Origin of the sequence: Klugiella xanthotipulae, from assembly GCF_006716695.1 — a bacterium.
Taxonomy (GTDB): Bacteria; Actinomycetota; Actinomycetes; order Actinomycetales; family Microbacteriaceae; genus Klugiella; species Klugiella xanthotipulae.
Genome location: NZ_VFPN01000001.1, coordinates 1,065,304 through 1,085,589, shown reverse-complemented (window position 1 = coordinate 1,085,589; position 20,286 = coordinate 1,065,304). Strand labels below are relative to the sequence as shown.

Annotated in this window: 16 protein-coding genes; 8 read left to right on the top strand and 8 right to left on the bottom strand. The window is 64.8% G+C overall.

Annotated features, from left to right (window positions below; genetic code table 11):
- Positions 1–4: 4 nt before the first annotated feature.
- Complete coding sequence (locus FB466_RS04865) at positions 5–895, top strand: carbohydrate ABC transporter permease (RefSeq protein WP_141916307.1); 891 nt, start codon at positions 5–7, stop codon at positions 893–895.
- Positions 892–1,821 carry a carbohydrate ABC transporter permease gene (locus FB466_RS04860; RefSeq protein WP_246054525.1) on the top strand — a complete coding sequence of 310 codons (930 nt, stop codon included), beginning with the start codon at positions 892–894 and terminating at the stop codon, positions 1,819–1,821. The genes FB466_RS04865 and FB466_RS04860 overlap by 4 nt, the downstream gene beginning before the upstream one ends.
- A gap of 108 nt (positions 1,822–1,929) precedes the next feature.
- On the opposite strand, the gene FB466_RS04855 is transcribed toward FB466_RS04860, so the two are convergent.
- Positions 1,930–2,628, bottom strand: a complete 699-nt coding sequence (locus FB466_RS04855) for a ScbR family autoregulator-binding transcription factor (RefSeq protein WP_141916305.1) — start codon at positions 2,626–2,628, stop codon at positions 1,930–1,932.
- A 55-nt stretch (positions 2,629–2,683) separates the two neighbouring features.
- Between FB466_RS04855 and FB466_RS04850 the strand changes: the two genes are divergently transcribed.
- Positions 2,684–3,604 (top strand): AfsA-related hotdog domain-containing protein, encoded by a 921-nt coding sequence (locus FB466_RS04850; protein WP_141916303.1) that lies wholly within the window; start codon positions 2,684–2,686, stop codon positions 3,602–3,604.
- A gap of 720 nt (positions 3,605–4,324) precedes the next feature.
- Here FB466_RS04850 and FB466_RS04845 read toward each other — a convergent pair.
- From FB466_RS04845 to FB466_RS04825, 6 genes are all read right to left on the bottom strand, one after another.
- Positions 4,325–8,065, bottom strand: a complete 3,741-nt coding sequence (locus tag FB466_RS04845) for an SCO7613 C-terminal domain-containing membrane protein (RefSeq protein WP_141916301.1) — start codon at positions 8,063–8,065, stop codon at positions 4,325–4,327.
- A gap of 105 nt (positions 8,066–8,170) precedes the next feature.
- A complete protein-coding gene (locus tag FB466_RS04840; protein ID WP_141916299.1) occupies positions 8,171–8,380 on the bottom strand; it encodes a hypothetical protein in 210 nt (69 codons plus the stop codon).
- A 7-nt stretch (positions 8,381–8,387) separates the two neighbouring features.
- Positions 8,388–8,546, bottom strand: a complete 159-nt coding sequence (locus tag FB466_RS13445) for a hypothetical protein (protein WP_170206030.1) — start codon at positions 8,544–8,546, stop codon at positions 8,388–8,390.
- 78 nt (positions 8,547–8,624) lie between these two features.
- Positions 8,625–8,987: a helix-turn-helix domain-containing protein gene (locus FB466_RS04835; RefSeq protein WP_141916297.1), complete on the bottom strand. Its 363-nt coding sequence runs from the start codon at positions 8,985–8,987 to the stop codon at positions 8,625–8,627.
- Between the two features lie 151 nt (positions 8,988–9,138).
- Positions 9,139–11,292 (bottom strand): YhgE/Pip family protein, encoded by a 2,154-nt coding sequence (locus tag FB466_RS04830; protein ID WP_141916295.1) that lies wholly within the window; start codon positions 11,290–11,292, stop codon positions 9,139–9,141.
- Positions 11,293–11,295: 3 nt separating this feature from the next.
- Entirely contained in the window at positions 11,296–14,244 is a 2,949-nt protein-coding gene (locus FB466_RS04825; RefSeq protein ID WP_141916293.1) for an MMPL family transporter, read from the bottom strand.
- Between the two features lie 150 nt (positions 14,245–14,394).
- Between FB466_RS04825 and FB466_RS04820 the strand changes: the two genes are divergently transcribed.
- Entirely contained in the window at positions 14,395–15,141 is a 747-nt protein-coding gene (locus FB466_RS04820) for a TetR/AcrR family transcriptional regulator (protein ID WP_170206029.1), read from the top strand.
- A gap of 18 nt (positions 15,142–15,159) precedes the next feature.
- Here the strand turns inward: FB466_RS04820 and FB466_RS04815 are convergent, their stop codons facing one another.
- Complete coding sequence (locus tag FB466_RS04815; RefSeq protein ID WP_141916289.1) at positions 15,160–15,735, bottom strand: TetR/AcrR family transcriptional regulator; 576 nt, start codon at positions 15,733–15,735, stop codon at positions 15,160–15,162.
- Positions 15,736–15,829: 94 nt separating this feature from the next.
- Between FB466_RS04815 and FB466_RS04810 the strand changes: the two genes are divergently transcribed.
- The 4 genes from FB466_RS04810 to FB466_RS04795 all read left to right on the top strand — a co-directional run bounded on the left by FB466_RS04810 (position 15,830) and on the right by FB466_RS04795 (position 20,278).
- Positions 15,830–16,138 carry a YdhR family protein gene (locus FB466_RS04810; RefSeq protein WP_141916287.1) on the top strand — a complete coding sequence of 103 codons (309 nt, stop codon included), beginning with the start codon at positions 15,830–15,832 and terminating at the stop codon, positions 16,136–16,138.
- The gene (locus tag FB466_RS04805) at positions 16,131–16,871 is read left to right on the top strand and encodes a VOC family protein (protein WP_141916285.1); all 741 of its coding nucleotides are present in this window, start codon (positions 16,131–16,133) and stop codon (positions 16,869–16,871) included. The genes FB466_RS04810 and FB466_RS04805 overlap by 8 nt, the downstream gene beginning before the upstream one ends.
- 111 nt (positions 16,872–16,982) lie before the next feature.
- Positions 16,983–19,580, top strand: coding sequence for a hypothetical protein (locus tag FB466_RS04800; RefSeq protein ID WP_141916283.1), 2,598 nt, complete (start codon positions 16,983–16,985; stop codon positions 19,578–19,580).
- Positions 19,577–20,278 (top strand): hypothetical protein, encoded by a 702-nt coding sequence (locus tag FB466_RS04795; RefSeq protein WP_141916281.1) that lies wholly within the window; start codon positions 19,577–19,579, stop codon positions 20,276–20,278. The genes FB466_RS04800 and FB466_RS04795 overlap by 4 nt, the downstream gene beginning before the upstream one ends.
- Positions 20,279–20,286 lie beyond the last annotated feature (8 nt).

Below are 20,286 nucleotides of genomic sequence, written 5' to 3'. Positions count from 1 at the left end.
TATCGTGCGCAAGGGAATCAAAAACTGGGGGCCTCCGCTTCTTCTGATTGCCCCCACAATCATCATCCTGGGGATCTTCGTGTACGGCCTCATTGCCGCGAACATCCAGGTTTCCACGACCAATCGTCACAGCCTCACTCCCGCCACGGAGTTTGTGGGCATCGACAACTACATTCAACTCCTCACGGAGGATCGGTTCCTGCACTCCCTTCTTAACCTCGCGGTCTTCACCGTGGTGTTCATTGCGGGGACCATGATTTTCGGCTTTATCTGGGCCTGGATGCTCGACAAGGGCGTCAACGCCGAGGGTATCTTCCGCTCGGTCTACCTCTTCCCGATGGCTATCTCGTTTGTGGCTTCGGGTGTGGTGTGGCGTTGGCTGCTTAACAGCGCGGAGGGTGATCGTGCCTCCGGCCTCAACCGCATCTTCGAGAGCATGGGCCTCGGTGCCCTGCAAAACTCGTGGTGGAACGAGCCCGTCTGGGGGATGGCGGCTATTGCGATGCCCGCCATCTGGCAGCTCTCCGGCTATATCATGGCCCTGTTTCTGGCCGGCTTCCGCGGCATCCCGGAGGAGCTGCGCGAGGCTGCCCGCATGGACGGTGCGAGCGAGTGGAAGCTGTACCGCTACGTGGTCTTCCCCCAGCTCAGCCCGGTGGCGCTCTCGGCGCTCATTATCGTGAGCCACATGTCACTCAAGGTGTTTGACCTCATTATGTCGATCACCAAATCGATTTATCAGACCGAGGTGCCCGCCACGTATATGTGGGTCACACTCACCTCGAATGATTACGCTAAGTCGGCCACAATCGCCACGATCCTGCTGGTCCTGGCCTCCGTGCTGATCATTCCCTACCTGATCTACACCAACCGCTCTGAGAAGGAAACGCGATGACCACCACAATGGAACCCGCCGTCACGAGCGGAATTGAGAAGAAGGGCTCCGGCGAGCAGCCGGTTGTGGGCACGAAGAGTCGTTTCGGCCGTACAACGAAGTACATTTTTCTCATTCTCTTCGTGATCGTCGTGATGACACCCGTCTACGTGCTCATTGTCACGAGCCTCAAGCCACCGGCCGATGTCAACCCGGCGACCTCGTGGGGGCTGCCGGTGCGTTGGCCCTGGGAGGCTGCCGCCCCGGGTGGCCCCACCGGCCTCGATAACTGGTCTGCCGCCTGGACGGCTCTGGCACCGTCGCTGGGTCGCACCTTCCTGCTGGCGATTCCCGCGGCGCTCATCTCCAGCCTGCTGGGGTCGATGAACGGTTTTGTGCTCTCGCGTTGGCGTTTTCCGCACGCTGACCTGGTATTTACCTTCATCCTGTTTGGCATGTTCATCCCGTACCAGGCCATTATGACGCCGCTCGTGCAGATGAAAACCACGCTCGGGATGCCCAGCAATATTTCCACCCTGTTGATCGTTCACATCATCTACGGCTTGCCGATCTGTACGCTGATCTTCCGCAACTACTACGTGGGTATTCCCATGGAGCTGATGGAGGCCTCACGGGTGGATGGGGCCGGGATGCTGCGCACCTATGCGTCAATCGTCTTGCCCCTATCCTTGCCCGGCTTTGTCGTGACGATCATCTGGCAGTTTACGAGCGCGTGGAACGATTTCCTGTTTGCGATGTTTCTGTCGGATACCTCGGGCGGCCCGGTCTCTCTCGCCCTGAACAACCTCGCTCAGGGGGCCCAATTGGCGAACTATGGTTCGGCGATGGCGGGGGCGTTGATTGCCTCGCTGCCGACGCTGCTGGTGTACATCATCCTGGGTAAGTACTTTATTGGTGGTCTGATGAGTGGGTCGGTTAAGAGCTAGCCCCGCCACCTATGCCAACGGCGTGAGTTTCCAGAGAGTGCGACTCTCGGGCTCACGCCGTTGGTGTGTGGCACTGGAACGCCCCCTCGTTCCGTGCCGACTGCCCGCCTACGCCCCGGTGGTGTCGGAGGTGGCGGCGATGATTGTGGAGGGTGTGATGCTGTCTGCGGCCGTGGCTGCCGCGATGGTGGTGGCGGAAACGTGCGGTGTGGCCGGAACGTTCTTGGGGCTGAGGGCCCGGAGGAAGAAGAACCACATGTCGTCAACTCGCTGGCGCAGATCCTGGCGGTTGTTGAGGTCGTTGGAGATCTGTTGGTTTCCGAAGAACGTGGCGGTGATCTGCCAGGCGAGGGACTCGATGGGGAGGTCGGCCGCCACCTCACCATTCTCCTGGGCCTCGCGCAGGAAAATTTGTACGTTGGAGATCCAGTCCACGTAGGGTTCGGGCAGGGGCGCATCAATCAATTCGCGTTCGCGAACCAGGCGTGCCGCAGCCCGGATGCGGATGTTGTCCCGATACTGATCAGCCACCCGGTAGGAGAGCCAGATGAGTGCGGCAAGGCCCGAGCGGTGCTCTTTGCGTGACTCCCGGATGAGCGGCTCCCACGCCTCAAAGTAGGAGGCGACGACGGCCGCCGCGAGCTCCGCTTTGGTGGGAAAGTAGAAGTACAGAGAGCCCTTTGTCAGTCCCAGACGGTCGGATATGGTACTCAATACCGTGCCGATGTACCCGCGGGCCTCGAACTCTTCCGCGGCGGCATCTAACAGGGCCGCCTTGGTTCGCTCGCGTTGCTCGATTCTTTTCATTGCCGTTTTCACCTTAAATTAATTTGACTAGCCGCAAAGTATGTAAAAATATTGTATGGATTCCGAAACCCCCCTGGCCCAAGCGCCAGCGCACCCCGCGTTTAACAGACTTGTCGATCGTCGTCTTGTCCACAAGCGGGCAAACTCAGAGGTTCTGGTAACCAGTGTCTCACGGCACGGTTCCGGCTCCTGGGAATGTGGAGTACAGTTCCCACCCGGCCACTCTCGTGTGGTCGACCGGAGGGGCCACGTGCCCCTCATTCTGGCCCTGGAGGCCGTGCGTCAATTGGGCCTATCTGTCGCCCACGTGGGTTTTGAGGTGCCCTACGATAACGCATTTATTATGGATGACGCGTGGATTCGGTGGTCCGCGGGAACCTCCCCTCAGCTGGAGCCGTGGTCGTCCCTTGATCTGGTGGTGGCCGTTGCGATTGTCGATCACGGCGTCCGCAACGGGCGCACCACCTCCCTTGCCCTCGACATGGTATTGAAACTTCCCACTGGCGAGCAGGTGGCCTCGGGCGGCGGGGTCTTTCGCTGCCTGACGCCGAGCCAGTATCGAGCCGTGCGCCGCAGGGCTTTGAGTGCGGCTGGCCTCGCCGACGCCGAATATCGACGTGACCTGCTGTGGGGTATGGCCGAGCATCGGGTAGAACCGTGCCTGGTTGGGATGAATGTTCGCGATCCTTTTATTTTTGACCACCTCACTGACCATGTACCCGGTCTTGCCTTCGTGGATGCCTCCAACCGCTTCTATGAGCAGGTTTTCCCCGATCGTGAGCTGATTGATCTCTCGCTGCAATTCACCTCGTTTGCCGAATTCTCCCCGGGGATTGAGGCCACCATCGTGGAGTCGGGTGCCGACTCGCTCACCATCACCTTCACTCAGCGGGATGTGGTGGTCGCCGAGTGTATCTGTAATCCTGCGGGAGCTCGTGTCTCCCTCGCGGCCGAGCAGTACGAACTGGCAACCTAGGAGGCCGAGGCCCCGTTAAGGGAATCGGTCGTGGGAGAAAGAGAGCCAACATCTTCCTCCCACGACCGTGGGGAAACCGAGTGGTGCATCACAACCGCTCAGTTGTATTTTAGGGATTTTGAGAGCGTGACCCGACAGGGGATGTCGTTGGGGAAACCTTCTGTGATGTTCGGCGCAGAAGCGCCCCAGGGCACACTCTCAATGGTGATTTCCAGTTTGGGGCAGGAAATCACGTTTGTGGACCGGTTGATCAGATCAAAATCTGACTATGTGGTCGGTATCTAGTGTATCGCAAAAATCCAGCCAAGGGAAGTGGTGGTAATCGCTGGTAAATTGGTCAAATTCACCGTCCGGCAGTGATAAAACATCCAACCATGCCTCGTTGGCTGTGAAGTTAGCTGGGTGCATGGTATGTTTGTTAACGAAGCGGGGCTCGAGACGAGTTCGGCCGGATGACCTGAAGAACGGGCGCATTGTGTGTGTCTAGGGGCCCGGCTCACATATTTTCTCTTCCTCCGGTTCAGCCAGGGTAACTCGGTCGCACTATCTGCGGGGGTGTTATCCTCCGGCGGGAGCATCAGCGATACGGGCGTGGAAGGCTGCGTAGCGGATGCCCCGCCCCCACATTCCAGCCGCGGGTGCCCTCTGGGGGGAGGCACCCGCGGCTTCTTCTGTGTTGTCGGGGTGTCTGCGGGTCTGCGGGGAGCTGTGGTGACGGCCCTAGGTGAGGTCGCGCATCCGCGCCGCCGCCCCGTTTGTGCCCTCCGTTCGGCGCTCCGAGGTGACCGCGAGCACGAGCAGAACCGCGCCGACCGTCGCGAGCGTGATCCACCACGGGGTCGCGCCGATTGAGCGACCGATCTGGACCGCAAAGACGATCACGTTTTCCAGCGGCAGCACAATCAGGCCAATGATGAACGGGGCACCCAGACGGCGGAGGGAACCCACAAAAATTGCGACAAGCGCGAGGGCCAGCACCAGGATAGCGCGCCAGGTGAGTGGGTCCGTTCCCGTCGCGAGCATTGACGGTATCAGCGTGACGAGGAGCCCGGGGGTGAGCAGAGGCCACGACCCCGTGAAACCGATGGGCCAGGAGGTGAGCGTTCCTCGGCTGGCCCGGGCGGTATCCGTCTGGGCCAGCCCGATGATGCCCACGGTGAGAAGCGCGAGGCCGAGGGGAAGGGAGAAGGTCTCGACGCGCAGCTCGCGCTCGCTCCATCCGGCGACGGCCGTGACCCACGCGAGCACAAACGTGAACCACACGGGTGGCAGTGAGACCGGGCGGGTGCGGGCCCTGGCTGCCGTGACAATCATGAGGCAGAGGAGGGCAGAGGCGAGTGTCCACAGGGTCCAGATGGGGAACCACCCCGGTCGGATGGCGGCGATTGGCCCCAGTGTGAGAAGCAGGAGCGCCGGTGCGTAGAGCCAGCGGGAGCCAAGAAAGCGGGAGGTCAACGTGAGCCCGGTGGTTGCGGCGTTGTGAGGCACAGCGAGAGCGGCGGTCGGGGTCGAAGCTTCCGAAAGACTCCTCGGCCGGCGTATGGTGTGCTCGGGTGGGAGCCCAGCGGCGATCCGGCTCGCACCGGCCGCCAGCGCGGCCGCGATGATGCTAAAGCCCAGTGCGAGCCCCATGATGAGCGGGGGATCAACGGCCAGCGGGTCCAGTCCCCAGCCGAGTCGCAGAGACTGTATCATCCCGGCTGTTGAGGTGAGGGCGGCGACGCCGAGCGTGGGACGTTGTAGTGGGGCGAGACGCGAGGTGAAGTGCGGCAGCAGCATTGCCAGCACAATCAGAACAACCGAGGTCGCGAGCAGGGTGGGGGCTCGCCAGGTTCCTGAGCCATCCGCTTCGGCACCCCAGAAAGCCAAGAAGCCGAGGGAGGGCAGGGGTGCGATGGTGAGACCCAGCGTATAGAGGGTGCGCGAGGGGATGCCCAGGCCACTGGCCCCGCGGGCGACCAGGATCGCCGCGATTACGGCCGCCGCGAGTGTGGGCGGCAGGACATAGGGCTCGACGAGCGTCACGTTCGACAGGGCGAGGAGGCTCCACAGCGCACCCGTGAAACTGACCCCTGTGACCCCCCAGGCGTAGCGACGGTGCGCAAACAGACCCGTGGCTGCCGCGCCCAGGCCCAGAACGATAAAGACAATGAAAGTGGTTCCCAATCCCGCGGCCGTGCGAGCGAGTGCCAGCAGCACGGCGATGGCCGCGGTAACAAGGGCCGAGATTTCGAGGGCGAGGCGGGCGGCGCGCGCCTCGCCCTCCGCAATACCGTGTGCCGAGAGGGCGGACTGGATCCGCCCGGTGAGGGGTAACGCAACGGCTACGATCACCGCGATAACCGGCAGGATGACCGGTGAAGCGCTGCCGGTGAGTACCTGGGCTCCTAGGCACACCACAACAACCGCGAGCGAGGGCACGATCAGGCTGGCCGCAAGTCCGCGAACAAACAGGGTGAGCCCGGGGCGCTGCGAGAGGAGAAGCGTCACGGCCAGGGCACAGGCCACGGCCGTTGAGAGAGCCGTCCATCCGCTGCGCACCGCAATGACCGATGCGATCCCGATGAGGAAGGGTGCCGCCGTGACGGCGAGGATGGCCCACCAGGAGGCTGCCCGCACCCGGGGGAGAAGCGTGGCCGCAAGAGCGGTGAGCAACGCGACGGCTGTGGTGAGGCAGAGCACGGCGATAGATTCGAGGCCCAGCCGGGACATCCCGTAGGCGAAGAGGCTGAGCGCATAGGAGTACCCGACAACGAGGTGGGTGGTGCGCTCCGGCCGGGGGAGGGTGCGGGCGACCGCATACAGCGCGGCCAGTGCGGCAATACCGGAGGGGACGACGAGCCACGTCTCAACAGTCGCGAGGGAGACGACGAGGAGGATGAGGAGGTGGGCCGCAACGATGATCGGTGCTCGCACGGAACCCGAAGCTCGCAACACCCGAGGCCAGCGGGTTACGATCAGGCTCAGGGTAACCGCCGCCGTCAGACCGATGATGGCCTGGGCTACAGGTGGTAAGCCCGCCCAGGCGGTCACCGACCCCAGGGCGGTCATGGCCACCCACAGTCCCACGATGAGGGCGGTGTGTGCCAGCCTCGCGGTGTCGGCCTGTCGTCGCGCGAGAGCCCAGAGCGCCGCCGTGCCCGCCGCTGCGGCGGCGACGCCGAGCGCCCCCGTGAGACCGTCTAACAGGCGGGTGTCTGCGCCGCGACGACCGATATTTTCCAGGACGATGACAAGTGGCCACAGCGCGATGGCGAGGAGGACACTCCAGCCACCGACGAGTGTCACCGGGCGGGTCATCCACCCGGGCAGGGGGGTGGCAGCGAGGAGCGTGAGGGCGAGGGCCCCGGCCGCGGGGACGAGTGCGGGCCAGTAGAGGGAGAGCCTATCCATCAGGAGGGGGAGCATCATGACGGCGGTGACCCCCGCTGCGGCGCTGGCGAACATCCACATCCGGCGCAGCTGGGTGCGGGCGGCGAGGGCTGTGAGGATGGCCAGGATGGCCAGGACGGCGGCGTTGTAGAGGATGTGCTGGGCGTTGCTGTCGAAGTGAGTAAAGAGTGTGATCCGAAGGAGTACGTACAGCGTGGCTATGATGTGGACGACCGTGGCGGTGCTGCGCTCGGCCCTGAGACGGGAGTCGAAGCGGGGACCGAGACGGTTGGCGAGCTGGTGGAGCGCGAGGCCCGCCGCGAAGACGGCCAGAAGCCAGAAGGCTGAGGAATTCTCGGAGCCGGCGACGGAGAACAGGGCCGGGGTGCTCAGGAATCCCAGGAATCCCGTCCACACCCACGTGCGCAGGCGAATGATATAGCCGAGCGCCACGAGTGCCGCCGAGCTGACGAGCACGCCGATGCCATCGAGTACCCACGCGCTCATGGCGGGTGCGGCGAGAGTCGAGAACGCCCAGATATCGAGGGCCACAAAGACCATGCCCAGGCCACCGATAGCCTCGGCCGAGAATTGCAGTTTGGCGCGCGTCATGAGCCAGGCGCTGCCGAGGAAAACGGCCGTGATGACCGCCACGATTGTGGTGCGGGTGGCGAAATTGGTGAGTTCCGGGTTGAGGAAGGTGAAGACGAAGGCGGCGACCGCGACGAGGCTAGCCCCGGCGACCGCGAGTACCGATTGCAGACTGATCGAGCGTGCGGGGGTATTAGCCGGTGAGGTGTGCGGTAGCCGCCCGCGCGGAAACTGTGAGGTTGGGAGTGGCTGTGCCCCGGCCTGTTGCCCTGCAGTGGCGGTTACATGCGCGGGAAGTCGGTTGATCAGCTCCTGTCGCCGCTCAATTGCTGCGGCTGCCGCCAGTGATGCCTCATGCAGCGCAACGCCGGGTGCCCCGCCCAGATCGGCCCCGCACTGGGTGCACCAGCCGGGTTGCCTGAGATACGCGGCGCAGCGGGGGCACGCAACAGTCTGGCGAAGGGCACTCACAGTGTCCGAGGTCCATATCTGGCTCATGGGGCCATCATAGGGAGGCGGCGGTCTCAGTTTCTGAGTGCCACCACGGATGTGAGGTATTTGGGCAGAGGACGAGGTGGGGACCGCCTGTGGAGGAGAACCCCGCTACTCGTTCGAGGCTCGGCGATACCAACGCCGTGCGGGAGGCTTTGCCGGGCTGGCAGGAGCGGCGGGCCTGGCATCCGGGTCTGTACCGTGAAAGCGAGCCTTCCACCGGCGAATGGAGCGGCGCACGTTATAGATGAGGGGTACGCCAAAGGCCAGAAACGCTCCGATGATGATGAGCAGATGAATCCCGCTCAGGCCAGCAGCCATACCGGGCCTACTCGCGTTCCGTGTTGATGGTCGTAGCCTCACCATCAAACGTGAAAGCGGTAATAGTCGCGAGTGGGTACTCGGTGTTGTCTTCGTACGTCTCAGTCTCCACGCCGAGTACTCGCACCTCTTCTACGAAGAAAGAGCTCTCTACGGGAGTGGTCATGCTGCAACCTTCCTGAGGTAGTCGGACGTGTGGTAGCCGTTCTTCCGTCGTTGGTTAACGGAGTAGTTGGAACGGGCACTATGATGTCCAGGACATATACGCTTGCCGATGCGGGTCTGGCATGGGTTCGGTGGCATTGAGCCCGAGACTAAACCCCATTGCGTGAAGCGTTGCCGCTAATTTTCTTACCGTGATGTTTCTCTCGCCCTCTAAGCGGGCCGTAATCTCGCTTTTGCTCACGTTGAGTTTGGCAGCTAATTCGCTTTTACTGAGACCAGACGCTTCGAGAGCGCTCGCGATAACTTCACCCGCGTCAACCATCGCTGCTTCTTCTGCGTAGATTGCTGGATTTTCGCTTGGAAATAAAGACATTTTCGTTTTCACAATTCCCAGGGTGCTATCGCTGGTCGAGAGGAGTCGAACAGTGTGTTGTTCAGTCATAACTTAACACTTTCGGGGAGGGGGTGCACGGTGAACGCGATCAGGCAGAGTATCTCTACGCAGCCCCTCGGGTAGCGGTAGCCTGCGGTAATCATCCATGAAAGTGGCCCCGAAGAAACCCTCCGGGGCCACCGCCTTCAGGAGTGGACCACTAGCTCGCGAGTGCCGCCAACCGGGCCGGCGCAAAGCGCATCGAGCGCTGGCGGACCACAGTGAACAGCGTTAGCGCACAGCCGACGAGCAGCCACGCGATGAGCGCGGCGGCGGCCGGGTAGGCACCGGTTGTCCCGTTTGCGATGGCGCGCATCCCGTCAATCCCGGCGGCGAGCGGTAGTGCTGAAAGCACCGAGGTGTACACCTCGGGCACGGTTGAGACGATACCGGCCGCCAGCGACAGCACCGTGATGACCATCGACACGAACCGGCCGACCCCACCGAAAACGGCAACGAGGCCCTGGTTTACCGCCCCATACGCGGCCCCGGTCAGCGCGGCAAACGCGGCGAAGCCGAGCCACTCCAGCAGGTTCAGGCTCAGGGCAAACTGCATCACGCCAGCGACGAGCACACCCTGTAACACGCCCACGATCAGGCCGGGTGCGATGCCACGGGACGCGATTGTGAGTGCGGGCTGGGCCGCCGTGAGCGTGCGACGTGGCACGGCACGGAGCAGCAGGAAGCTGATCAGGCCACCCACCCACAGGGCGAGCGTGGCAAAGAAGGGGACTCCGGAGGCATCAAACAGGCTGGCCGTGGCGGACCCTGCCGTGACCGGGTTGGCGACCACCGAGGCGAGATTGCTGCGCTCAGCATCCGTGGTCGTGGGTAAACCCGCAACCGCCTGGCCGAGGCCGTCACCGAGGGTACTTGCCCCGCCGGAGAGGGACGTTGCGCCGTCCGCGATGCCCGTGGCCCCCGTGGCGAGGGCGTTCGCTCCGGTCTGTGCTGAGGTTGCCCCCACAGCCAGGCTGCCCGCACCCGTCGCGGCGGTGGTCGCACCCGCGGAGAGCTGGCTGGCACCGGTTCCGAGCTGGCCAATGCCCTGGGTCAGGCTCGTGACGCCCGTTGACAACGTTGCGGCCCCGTCGGCGGTCTTGCTGATGCCACCGGCCAGGGTGACCAGTCCGCTCGCGAGGGTGGGGGTGGCCGAGTCTGGAGTGCCCACCACAGCGGCGACGGTGCCCGCCGTCTTGGCGTGGGTCACGGCGGTGGCGGCGAGTGTGCCCGCCGAGATGTTGGCGGTGCCCGCCGAGGCGGAGACAGCCCGGGCCGATTCGAGTGCGGCGGCGAGGCCTGCGCAGTCGGCACCCAGGTTCGGGTCGCACGCGGTGGAGAGCTCCTGCAGCGTGATCACAAGCGCAGCGGCGCTTTTTGCCGCGCCTGTGGTGCCCGCGGCAAGTGCACCAGCGGAGGCCGCCATCCCGGCTGCCTCGGTGCCGGACGTTCCCGCCTGGCCAGCCAGGTATCCCACGGTCTGCGGCAGGGCCGTCGTGCTTGTTTTCATATCGTTGAGTGCTGCGGAGAGCTCCTGTGCGCCCGTGTCGGCCGTGGTCGCACCGGCGGCCAGGGTGGTGATGCCCGAGCTGAGGCCCGATGCCCCGGCGGCGAGTGCGGAGACGCCGGTGGAGAGTTGGCTGGCACCCGAAGAGAGCGTGCTGAGGCCCGTTGAGAGCTCGGCGGCCCCGCTGCCGAGTATGGTGGCCCCGTCGCCGAGTTTTGTGGCCCCCTCCGCGAGTGTGGTGGCCCCAGTGGAGGCGTCGCCCAGTTTATCGCCGAGCGTGTTGAAGCCCACGTAGAGGTTATCCACGTAGGTTTCGGTGAGCTGCTGGCTGAGCGCGCGGGCGGCGGCGGTGGTCACGGTGGAACTCAGCGCCGAGTCAACCAGTTTGCTCTGCGGCGAGGTGGCGATATCGAGTGTGGCCTGCACGGCACCCTGTGCATCGCCGGAGAACGAGGTCGCCGCCTTCGAGAAATTCTTCGGGATCGTGACCACGGTGGCGTAGGAGCCGTCTGCCAGGCCAGCCTGGGCATCCTCCTCGTTGGTGACCACCCAGGTGAAATTCTCCTCGGCGTCGCTGTTGACGAGTTCGCCCGTGAGCAGGCGGCCCAGCGGTGTGAGTTGCTCGCCCACCGTCACGGGCACGTCGTTGTTGACGATGGCACCGGTGATCTCGGGGAGGCGGGAGGCAGGATTCCAGAGGCCCCAGACGAGCACGCTGCCGATGATGAGCGGGGTGATAACGAGGCCCAGGATGGTCCACACGTTGAGGCGGGTGGAGCTGGCACCGTCGAGTGAGAGTCGTGACATGGGTTACAAAACCTTCTCAAGCTGGGTACGGGTGGTGGAGAGGAGGAGGGTGCGGGGTGCACCCGAGTCGCCATCCGAGATCGAGAGTAGGGCATCGTGCGCCCCCTCGATATCGGCGGCGCTCACCACGAGGGTGAGGGGGCGACGGCCAACCGCCGCGTCGCGTCGCGCGCCCTGGAGCACAGCGTGTAGGACGTCGGGCTGGGTGTCGTCGAGGAGCGTGTCAAATCCGTCGATGAAGAGAATGCGTGGCTTATCCGCGAGGGTGTCCCGGAGGTCGCGCAGCAGCTGGCGGGAACTCCGTGCGAGCAGCACGGCGGTGCGGCGGCGTACGTAACCACCGCGCTGAGGGAGTACCTTGCCGAGCACCTTGAGCTGTCCGTTCACCTCCGGCAGGCGACCCGCGAGGGCGAGCAACAGGGCGGTGCGAGCCTCCGGGCTGGCGCCCGTGATGAGCTGGATGCCGTTGTGCGGCACGGTCAGCATCACCTCGCCAAAAAAGGTGTCGGCTGTGGCAGCGTGGTCGGCGGTTACGGGGTCCTCCGAGGTCTCGCGGGCGGCATCGCCGTCGAGCGTCAGGCTCAGATGCTCGGCGCTGATCGCATTGTCGGTGCCAGGGGCGGGCCAGTTGGTGAGAGCGAGTTCGTGGTGGAGCCCTTCGCCCTCCACATCGAAGGACGGGAGAATGCGGTCGAGCCAGCGGGGCATCCACCAGGCTGTGTCGCCGAGCAGGGCTAGAACGGCCGGTACGAGTGTCATCCGCACGATGAAGGCATCCACAAACACGCCCACCGCGAGGCCGAGCGCGATGGGTTTGATGGAGGTGTCGCCCTCGGGCACAAACGCGGCAAACACGGCAAACATGATGATGGCGGCGGCTGTGACCACGCGGGACGAGCCGAGGAAGCCCCGCTTAATGGCCTCCCGGGCGTTGCCGCCGTGCACATATTCCTCGCGGATGCGCGACACCAGGAAAACCTCGTAGTCCATTGCGAGACCAAAGAGAACGCCCATCAGGATGATTGGCATGAAGCTGATCACCGGGCCGATATTCGCCACGTGGAGGGCATCCGAGAACCAGCCCCACTCGAACACCGCGGCAACCGCACCAAACGAGGCACCCACCGAGAGCAGGTAACCGAGTGTGGCTTTGATCGGCACGGCAATCGAGCGGAACACCATGGTCAGCAGGATGAGCGACAGGCCCACCACGAGGAGGCCAAACGGCAGGAGCGCTCCACCGAGTCGGTCGGAGACATCGATGCCCACGGCCGTGAATCCTGTGACCGAGATGTCGATGCCGTATGTGTCTTGGAAGTGGCCGCGGAGGTCGCGAATCTCCTGCACGAGTGCTTTGGTGACTTCCGAGTCAGGGCCCCCCTTCGGAATCACCTGCACAATTCCGGTGTCGGCCGAGGCGTTGGGGGTGGCGAGGGGCACCGCGGCCACGCCGTCGAGGTGTCGGATCTCGTCGGCGAGGTCGTTCATGAGCCCCACCGGGTCGGTGCTCGATACGATCGAGCCCGTCACGATCAGCGGACCGTTGAAACCTTCACCAAAGTTTTCCGACAGCAGATCATACGTGATGCGAGCCTGGTTGTCCTGGGGCAGCGACCCGGCGTCGGGCAGGGCCAGACGGAGGTCGAGGGCGGGCACGCTGGCCAGGCCGAGCGCCACCACCACCGTGATAATCGTTACGAGAGGATGTCGGGTGACGGTGCGTACCCAGCCGCCGAAAAATCCGTGGGGCACGATGGGCGGCTTCGTTCCGGATGCGGGGGAGGTCGTCGTGGTGCCCGTCTCGGCGGCATCCGTCACGGGGGTGAGATCCCGCGCAGTGTCTGTGGGTGGTGCCCCCGGGTTGGTGTCGTCCGAGGCAGCGGCGTTTGGGGTTGCCGGTGCGGTACGACCGGAGGTGCGGCGGCGCTGCTTGGGCGGCAGGATCTTCATGCCGGCGAAGCCCAGCAGAGCCGGGGTCAGCGTGATCGAGATGAGTACCGATATGGCCACCGCGGCCGCTGCCGCGAATCCCATGGTGGTGAGGAAGGGGATGTTCGCCACAGCCAGGCCGAGCAGCGCGATAATTACGGTGAGCCCGGCGAAGATCACGGCGGAGCCGGCGGTTGCGACCGCACGGGCGGCGGACTCCTCCGGGGCGAGCCCGTCTCGCAGTTGCTCCTGATGTCGTGAGATCACAAAGAGGGCATAGTCGATGCCTACCGCGAGGCCCAGCATGAGTGCAAGCATGGGCGTGGTGGAGGAGATCGAGGAGAAGACGGTGGAGAAGAAGATCAGGGCAATCGAAATGGCAACGCCGAGTAAGGCGTTGAGGAGGGGCATCCCCGCGGCGGCAAACGCGCCGAGGGTGAGCAGCAGCACGCCGAGCGCGATCACAACGCCGACCAACTCCACGAGACTTATGGTGGGCAGGGTCTGCGAGTACAGCTCGCCGCCGAGGGAGACTGTGGCGTGCGGCAGTGCCTCGCCGAGCGCCTCGCGCTCGGCGGTGAGGCCCGCCTTGGTGGCCGTCGTATTGTCTGAGCGCGAGCCAGAAATCTGGATGGAGATGACTGCCGCGGTCTGATCGTCCGAGACACCACCCGTGATCTTCTCGTTGAAGGGGGAGGCCACGGTGGTGACCTTGGGTACCTCGGCCAGGGTAGTGACGGCGCTGTCAATGGCGTTGCGGATGTCGGCATCCGTGACCTTCTCACCATTGGGGGCCACCACCACGATCTGCGCGGAGGTGCCGCTCACCTGCGGAAAGGTGTGCTTGAGCGAGGTGAGTGCCTGCTGCGACTCGGTGCCAGGGATGGAGAACGAGTTATCGGTGCCCTGGTTAAAGAGGAGGGCGCCACCTCCCACGAGCGCCAGGATGCTGATCCAGAGGATCAGCACGAGGCGACGGCTGCGATAGGCCCAGCGGCCGAGCGAATAGAGCAGCGAGGACACGCGGTCTCCTAGGTGTGAGTGAGAAATAATGCGCCGGGGTCATCGATGGACCCGATACAGATTTGTATTCAATACAGTACTGTATCCGAGTGCGTTAGACTGCCACAAGATTGCTGTACTTTAATGGAGGACTGAGGGGGCAGAATCGCTGTGACGCAGTACAATCAGACGGCGAATATCGTGCCGGAGGCGGACGCTTTTGAGGTCACCGACGCCACCGACCCCGGAACAACCATCCGCCGCCGTAAGACTCGTGACCGTCTGATCGAGGCCGCCTACGAGGTCTTCTCCGAGAGCGGCGTGCCCGGTGCGGCCGTCGAAACTATCTGCGAGCGAGCGGGCTTTACGCGCGGTGCCTTCTACTCCAACTTCTCCACCAAGGAGGAGTTGTTTTTTGCCCTGATGGAGCGGGAAAACAACGCCCGAGTGAGCCGCCTGGAGGGGAGCGTGGCCGCCGTGCTGCCCGAGCTGCACAACAGCGCCGAGGCGCTGACCGAGGAATTCATCGTTCGGCTGCTCGACAACTTCTTCGGCGCGCAGGCCGTCGATCGCCGCTGGTGCCTGGTGCAGGAAGAATTTGCCCTGCTCGCTATGCGCAGTAGTGAGGTGGCCGCCGAGTATCGCGCGTTTTCGCACGACTTCTTCGAGAAACTTGCCGCCGTTGTGACCTCCGCGCTCACGAGTGTGGGCCTGCGCTTTCGCGGCGAGGCGGTTGACGTGGTTAAGCTTCTGGCTGGCGTCTACGAGCGGGCGTTGCGCGAGTCGTTACTGGAGGGCTCGCTTGACTCAACGGCCGGTGGGCCGGGGGTGGGCGGTCAGGGATTCGACAACACCGTCACCCTGGTCCCTGCCGTGGTGCTCGCGCTCACCGAGCGGATACCGCGCGCGGGGGTGTAGGTATCGGGTCGGCCCTCTTTAGTTCGGGGTCTGGTCGATGAGGTTCCGCAAAGCCGCGGCTGCGGCTTCAAAGGGTGCGGTTGAACCGGCGGCTCGACAGAGAGGATGTGCCCCTTCCAGAGTCACAATCAGGAGGGTTGCTAGATTCTGGGCATCGGTCTCGTTCATCCCGGTCTGCCCAAATTTTCGAGATAACTCCTCTATCCAACTACTCAGAGCGTCGTTGGCGGTGTTGAGCAGGGATGCCTGTTCCTCGGCCGTCACCTTGGCGTGGACGGAGATGGCGGCAATTGCGCATCCGCTGCCCGCGGCGGATGCGCGTATTGCGTCGCGAATCCCCTCGAAGAAGGCGTTTGCGATCGAGAGGGGGGTGTCTCCATCGAGCGCCGAGAGATACCCGCGAATTTGTTCGCCGTTTTGTGTGGCGGCAGCCCGGGCGAGCTGAGTCTTGCCGCCAGGGAAATGGTGGTAGATGGCCCCCCTGGCCGCTCCGCTCGCCAGGAGGACGTCCGTGAACGACATGCCTTCCAGCCCGCGAGTTTCCAGCAGGGGGATGGCCGCCTCAATCATTCGCTGCTTTGTTTCGTTCGCCACGCTCAATCCTCACTTGACAGTACGGCCATACTAGCGTAGCTTTCATTCAAGCTAGTACGTTCGTACTAGCTTGAAATTATCTCAGGAGATCCATATGACGCAGGCATTCCTCTACACCGAAGTTCACGCATCCGTTCCCTTCGAGCGGGTGGAGTGGCGGTCTATTAACCCCGGGATCAAACAGGCCCCCGGGTTCATCCGTAAGACCTGGCTCGCCGGGGTGGGTACACACACCATCGGCGGTTTCTACGAGTTTGATACCGTGGAGAACGCGCTCGCCTTTGCACAGGGGCCCTTTACCGAAGAGGCGCGGAGCCAGGGGGCAACGGCCACGACAAAGATCTTCGACGGCGATGTCGTTCGAGAAGCGTCCATTGACATGGGATCGCCCTATCATGTCTAATTCCCAACATCACGATCCTGCCGGGGCATCTCCGCCCCGAGGGAGCGTGTACTGGGTAGATCTGGGCACGGTAGATCCCGATGCGACGGCGAGTTTCTATACAGATTTATTTGGCTGGTCGGTGGCTGCTCCCGACTCCAGCGGCTATCGACTCTGCTCGCTGGGCGCGCGGTTTGTGGCCGGGCTCGGGGTGTCCGAGTCGGCTGAATCCCCGCAGTGGGCAGCTAACTTTCGAGAAGAGGATCTATCGGGTCGGGTGGAGATATTCTCTCGGTGGGGCGGAGAAACGATTGTGGCACCCGCCCGTGCCGGGCCGCTGGGGGACTTTGCGCTCGTGGCCGACCCGGCGGGGGCCGCAGTGGGGCTGTGGCAGCCCCGTCAGCCCAGTGGTATGGAACTTCGTGACGAAGAGGGGTCGTTCGCGGGCCTCGTGCTCCTCGCGGAGAACCCCAGATCAGCAGCAGAATTTTACGTGGGAGCTATGGGGTGGTCGTGTGCGGGTGGAGGCGAGGGGCTCATCCTGACGGACGGCTCCCTCGCACGGGTTGAGACGGTGGCTCACCTCGGTGATGACCGGTCACAGTGGATTGTCACGTTTGCCTGTCGAGACGTCGAGAACGCTCGGTCTCGGGCTATTGCCCGCGGCGCGCGGGAGGTCGCTGTCTTAGCTGATGGCCTCCCGCTCATCCGAGACCCCTGCGGTGCCCTCCTGGGCCTGCGGCCTTCACGGTAGATTAGCGGTCACGAACGTACTGCGCTGCGGATATCCTGGTGAGATGCATCGCGTCCTCTTCGTGGACACCGCTATCCCCCCTACCGTGCCTCGCGCGGGGAGCGTGTCCCTATGACAACCCTGACCCTCGTGTTGGCTCCCACTGGGCCGCTCGACTCCGTTCGTGATGCCCTTCAGGACTGGTCAGGGGCCGGTCTGATCGACCGGGTGCTCTGGATTGAACCTCATATGATCACGCGCAGCGACGTGTCAGCGCTCTCGATTGAGAACGGTCGCCTCGAGGGCATCACCCTGGAGCGAGTGCTCGGCGGGGCTGACCTCACGCGCGTGTACCTGACCGTGCTGGTTCCTGTGCTCGCGGGGCACCGGGTGGTGCATCCCGAGGTCGAGCGCTACGTGGCCGAGTATGTGGAAGCCACCCGCTACGACGCGGCCGCCACCTACGTGCGTGCGATCATTACCCGTGTGGGTGAGCGCGCCACAAGCGATGTCCTCGCGGTGGACGGCTGGCACAACATCGTCCTCTCGCCCGAGGACTCCACCGGCCCCGGTATGGGAGCCACCGAGCTGCGCTCCTCGACCGTCTCGCCCACCCTCGGGGCCCACACTGCGGCAGGCCTCGCCGGGTTACTGGGGCTGTGGACGGATGTTGCCACGGGCCCGCTTGACGGCGACGACGGAGCCGTGGGCGGCATCCGCCTAGCCCGTTCCTACTACCGTCACTTGGGTGCGCACGGCGTGGAGACGCAGCTGCGCTCACGCGTTTACGACGTTTCGGGCGGAGTTCCGCTGCCCTCGGGGGCCTCGCTTCCGGTGGAGTACTTCAATCGTCCCGCCGAGGCTGCGCAGGCCATGTCAGACCGGCTCTGGGCCCGACACGGCAGTGTGCTCAGCACCTCGACGCCGCACACGCGAGCTGACACCCCGTCACCCGTTGGCGGAGGCGAACGGTGGCGTCTCTTTGGCGGATTCCTCGCCTCAGCCCTGCGCAACAGCGTGCGGCCCTGGGTGGCCCGCGCCTATCAGCCCGTCTCAGCCGAACCCGCCGCCATGATGCACAGCCACCTGGTGAACGCCGACCCGGCCAGCTATGCGGTACTGACGAACGGAACGCTGGGCGGCGGACTGGCGGCCAGCTGGGCGGACACCCGTCACGCGGCCGGATCGCTGCTGGCGGCGTGCGACCCGGGGGGTGAGGCCTCCGCAACAGACCCCACCGTGAGCCTGTGGCGCGACTACGCCTCGGGTGGGTTTACCCTGATCGACGCGGGTGAGCGTGAGGTGGGCCTGCCGCCCATCCAGGAGGGAGCCTCCCTGCGGGTGGTAACCGAGACCAACCTGGCCCTGCCCGGTGACGGCGTGTCCTTCCAGGGGCTGTCCCAGCCCCTGGCCGAGACGCTCGGGATGCGATCCGTTGCCCCCTACGATGTGCTGGCCACCCGCCAGCTGGATGCCCGGCTGGGGGTGGTCGAACGCCGAGGCGCCTCGGCGGCCAACTCCGACACCGCTCTGGTGCGCCGGTACTTTGACGAGTGGCGCAGCTATTATGCGGCCACCTACGCCGGTCAGGTGGGCGGACGCATCGGCGACGCCTACCAGCGCGCGCTTACGGGGGCGCGTGAGCACCTCGCGGTTCTGCGTACCGCGAGCGGCGGGCATGTGGAACTGCGCGAGGTGATCGACACCCAGCAGGGGCTGTTGCGCTGGGTGCAGATCGGCGCGGGGGTGACCCTCGTTCTCATGATTCTTTCCGTCTGGTTCGGCGTGCAGGGAACCCCCCTGGCTCTCGGTGGTGTGGTACTGTTTCCGCTGGCCTGGCTCGGTACCTGCTCCCTCATCTACGCGCGTGGTGGTCGTGGGTTGGTTGATCTCATCAACTCTCGACGGGTCAGCGTGGGTAAAGAGGGTGCCGCGCGTCAACACGTGGCTGCCGCTCTCGCCGATGTGTGTCGGCTGGGCATCGTGTACGAGCAGTTTTTGGCCTGGTCTCGAATCCTGGGCTCCGTAACCGATGCTCCCTTCGGCACCCCCAGCCGTCGAGCGGAGGCTCCCGAAACGATGGTCTCCGACCTGCCCCTGTCGATGCGCCTCGGTGCGGCCCAGACCGGGGAGGACCAGTTGGCCGCGGCCGTGGTTCCCCTGCGGGGCGAGGTGTTTGAGACCGGGTGGCTGAGCGAGTGCTGGGCGGCCATTGTCGCTGCCGCCCCCGAGCGGCTGGGCGTGCGCGCGGCAGACCTGGCCACCGGCCCGCAGACGATCCTCGGTGCGGCCGCGGCCGCGGGCCGCCCAGGAGAGGAGAGCCTCCTGAGCGTCTGGGCGGAAGCCCTGGCGTCGTCGGGAGTGGACGCATCGGCTGGCGATGAGCAGTGGCAGCGCATCCTGGACGCCCTCGGCGGGCGCCTGAGCGACGTGTCTGACGGGTTACTCGGTAGCGTGATTGACTCCCGCCAGCTCGGCGTCACGGTTGCGAGCGACACCTTTCTGCGTGGCCTGGATAGCCTGCAGCCCCTGCCTAACGACCGGATGAGCGACGGCATTATGACCGAGGGTGCGCGCGCGGTGCAACTCGCACGGGTTGACCGTTCGCATGTGGATGGCTCGCGTCGCGGGCTCAGCCGCGTGATGTCGCTCAGCCAACTCACGGTGCCGTTCGGGCCGGTCGGCCTGGTCGCCCATCACGCGACCCCCGTGTTGGGGCAGCACTCGTGAGCTTCTCGGGGGCCCTCAGCGCGGCGGCACGCGAGGTCGTCGCCGATATCCTCGGCTCGGATGCCTCCGACCTCGGCCACGCGCAGAACGTGATCGTGGCGCTCGACAGTTCGGCCTCCCTGCAACCCCGCATTGCCGAGGGCGCGGTGCGCGCTGTCCTCGACGTTATTGCGGCGGTTGCCGAGAGGCTGGGCACCGGCTGCGAGATCATCGGCACCCTCGCCGGGACGGGCACCGTGCTCACCCGCCTGCCGGGGGTCACGGCCCTCACTCTCGTCGATACGCTCCTGGATGCGGCTTCCCACCAGCAACCCACCACCGGTTTTCGCATCGCCACGCGCGACGTGATGCCGTACGCGCCCCTGTCGAACGTGGGGCGTACCCCCGCTACCCGCACCTACTTGGTGACGGATACCGTGCCCAGCAACGTCGCCGAGTTCACGGCATCCGCCGGGTCGCCCCACGACACGCAGCACCTCGTGGTGCTGACCAGCCAGTCGGCGTGGTCACTGCTGCGCCCGCCCGCGGTGCCGTGCACGGTGGTGGATATCCAACCCGGTCCGCTCTCGCCCGCCGAGCACCTGTTGCATGCGCCGGGGGCGCTGCGGGATCTGATTGTGTCGCTGCTCTCGCGGGGACCGGCCGAGGTGGCGGCGGAGTCGGCGGGCCCGCGCACCGGTCGCCGTGCGGCCCGGTAGACGGGGGC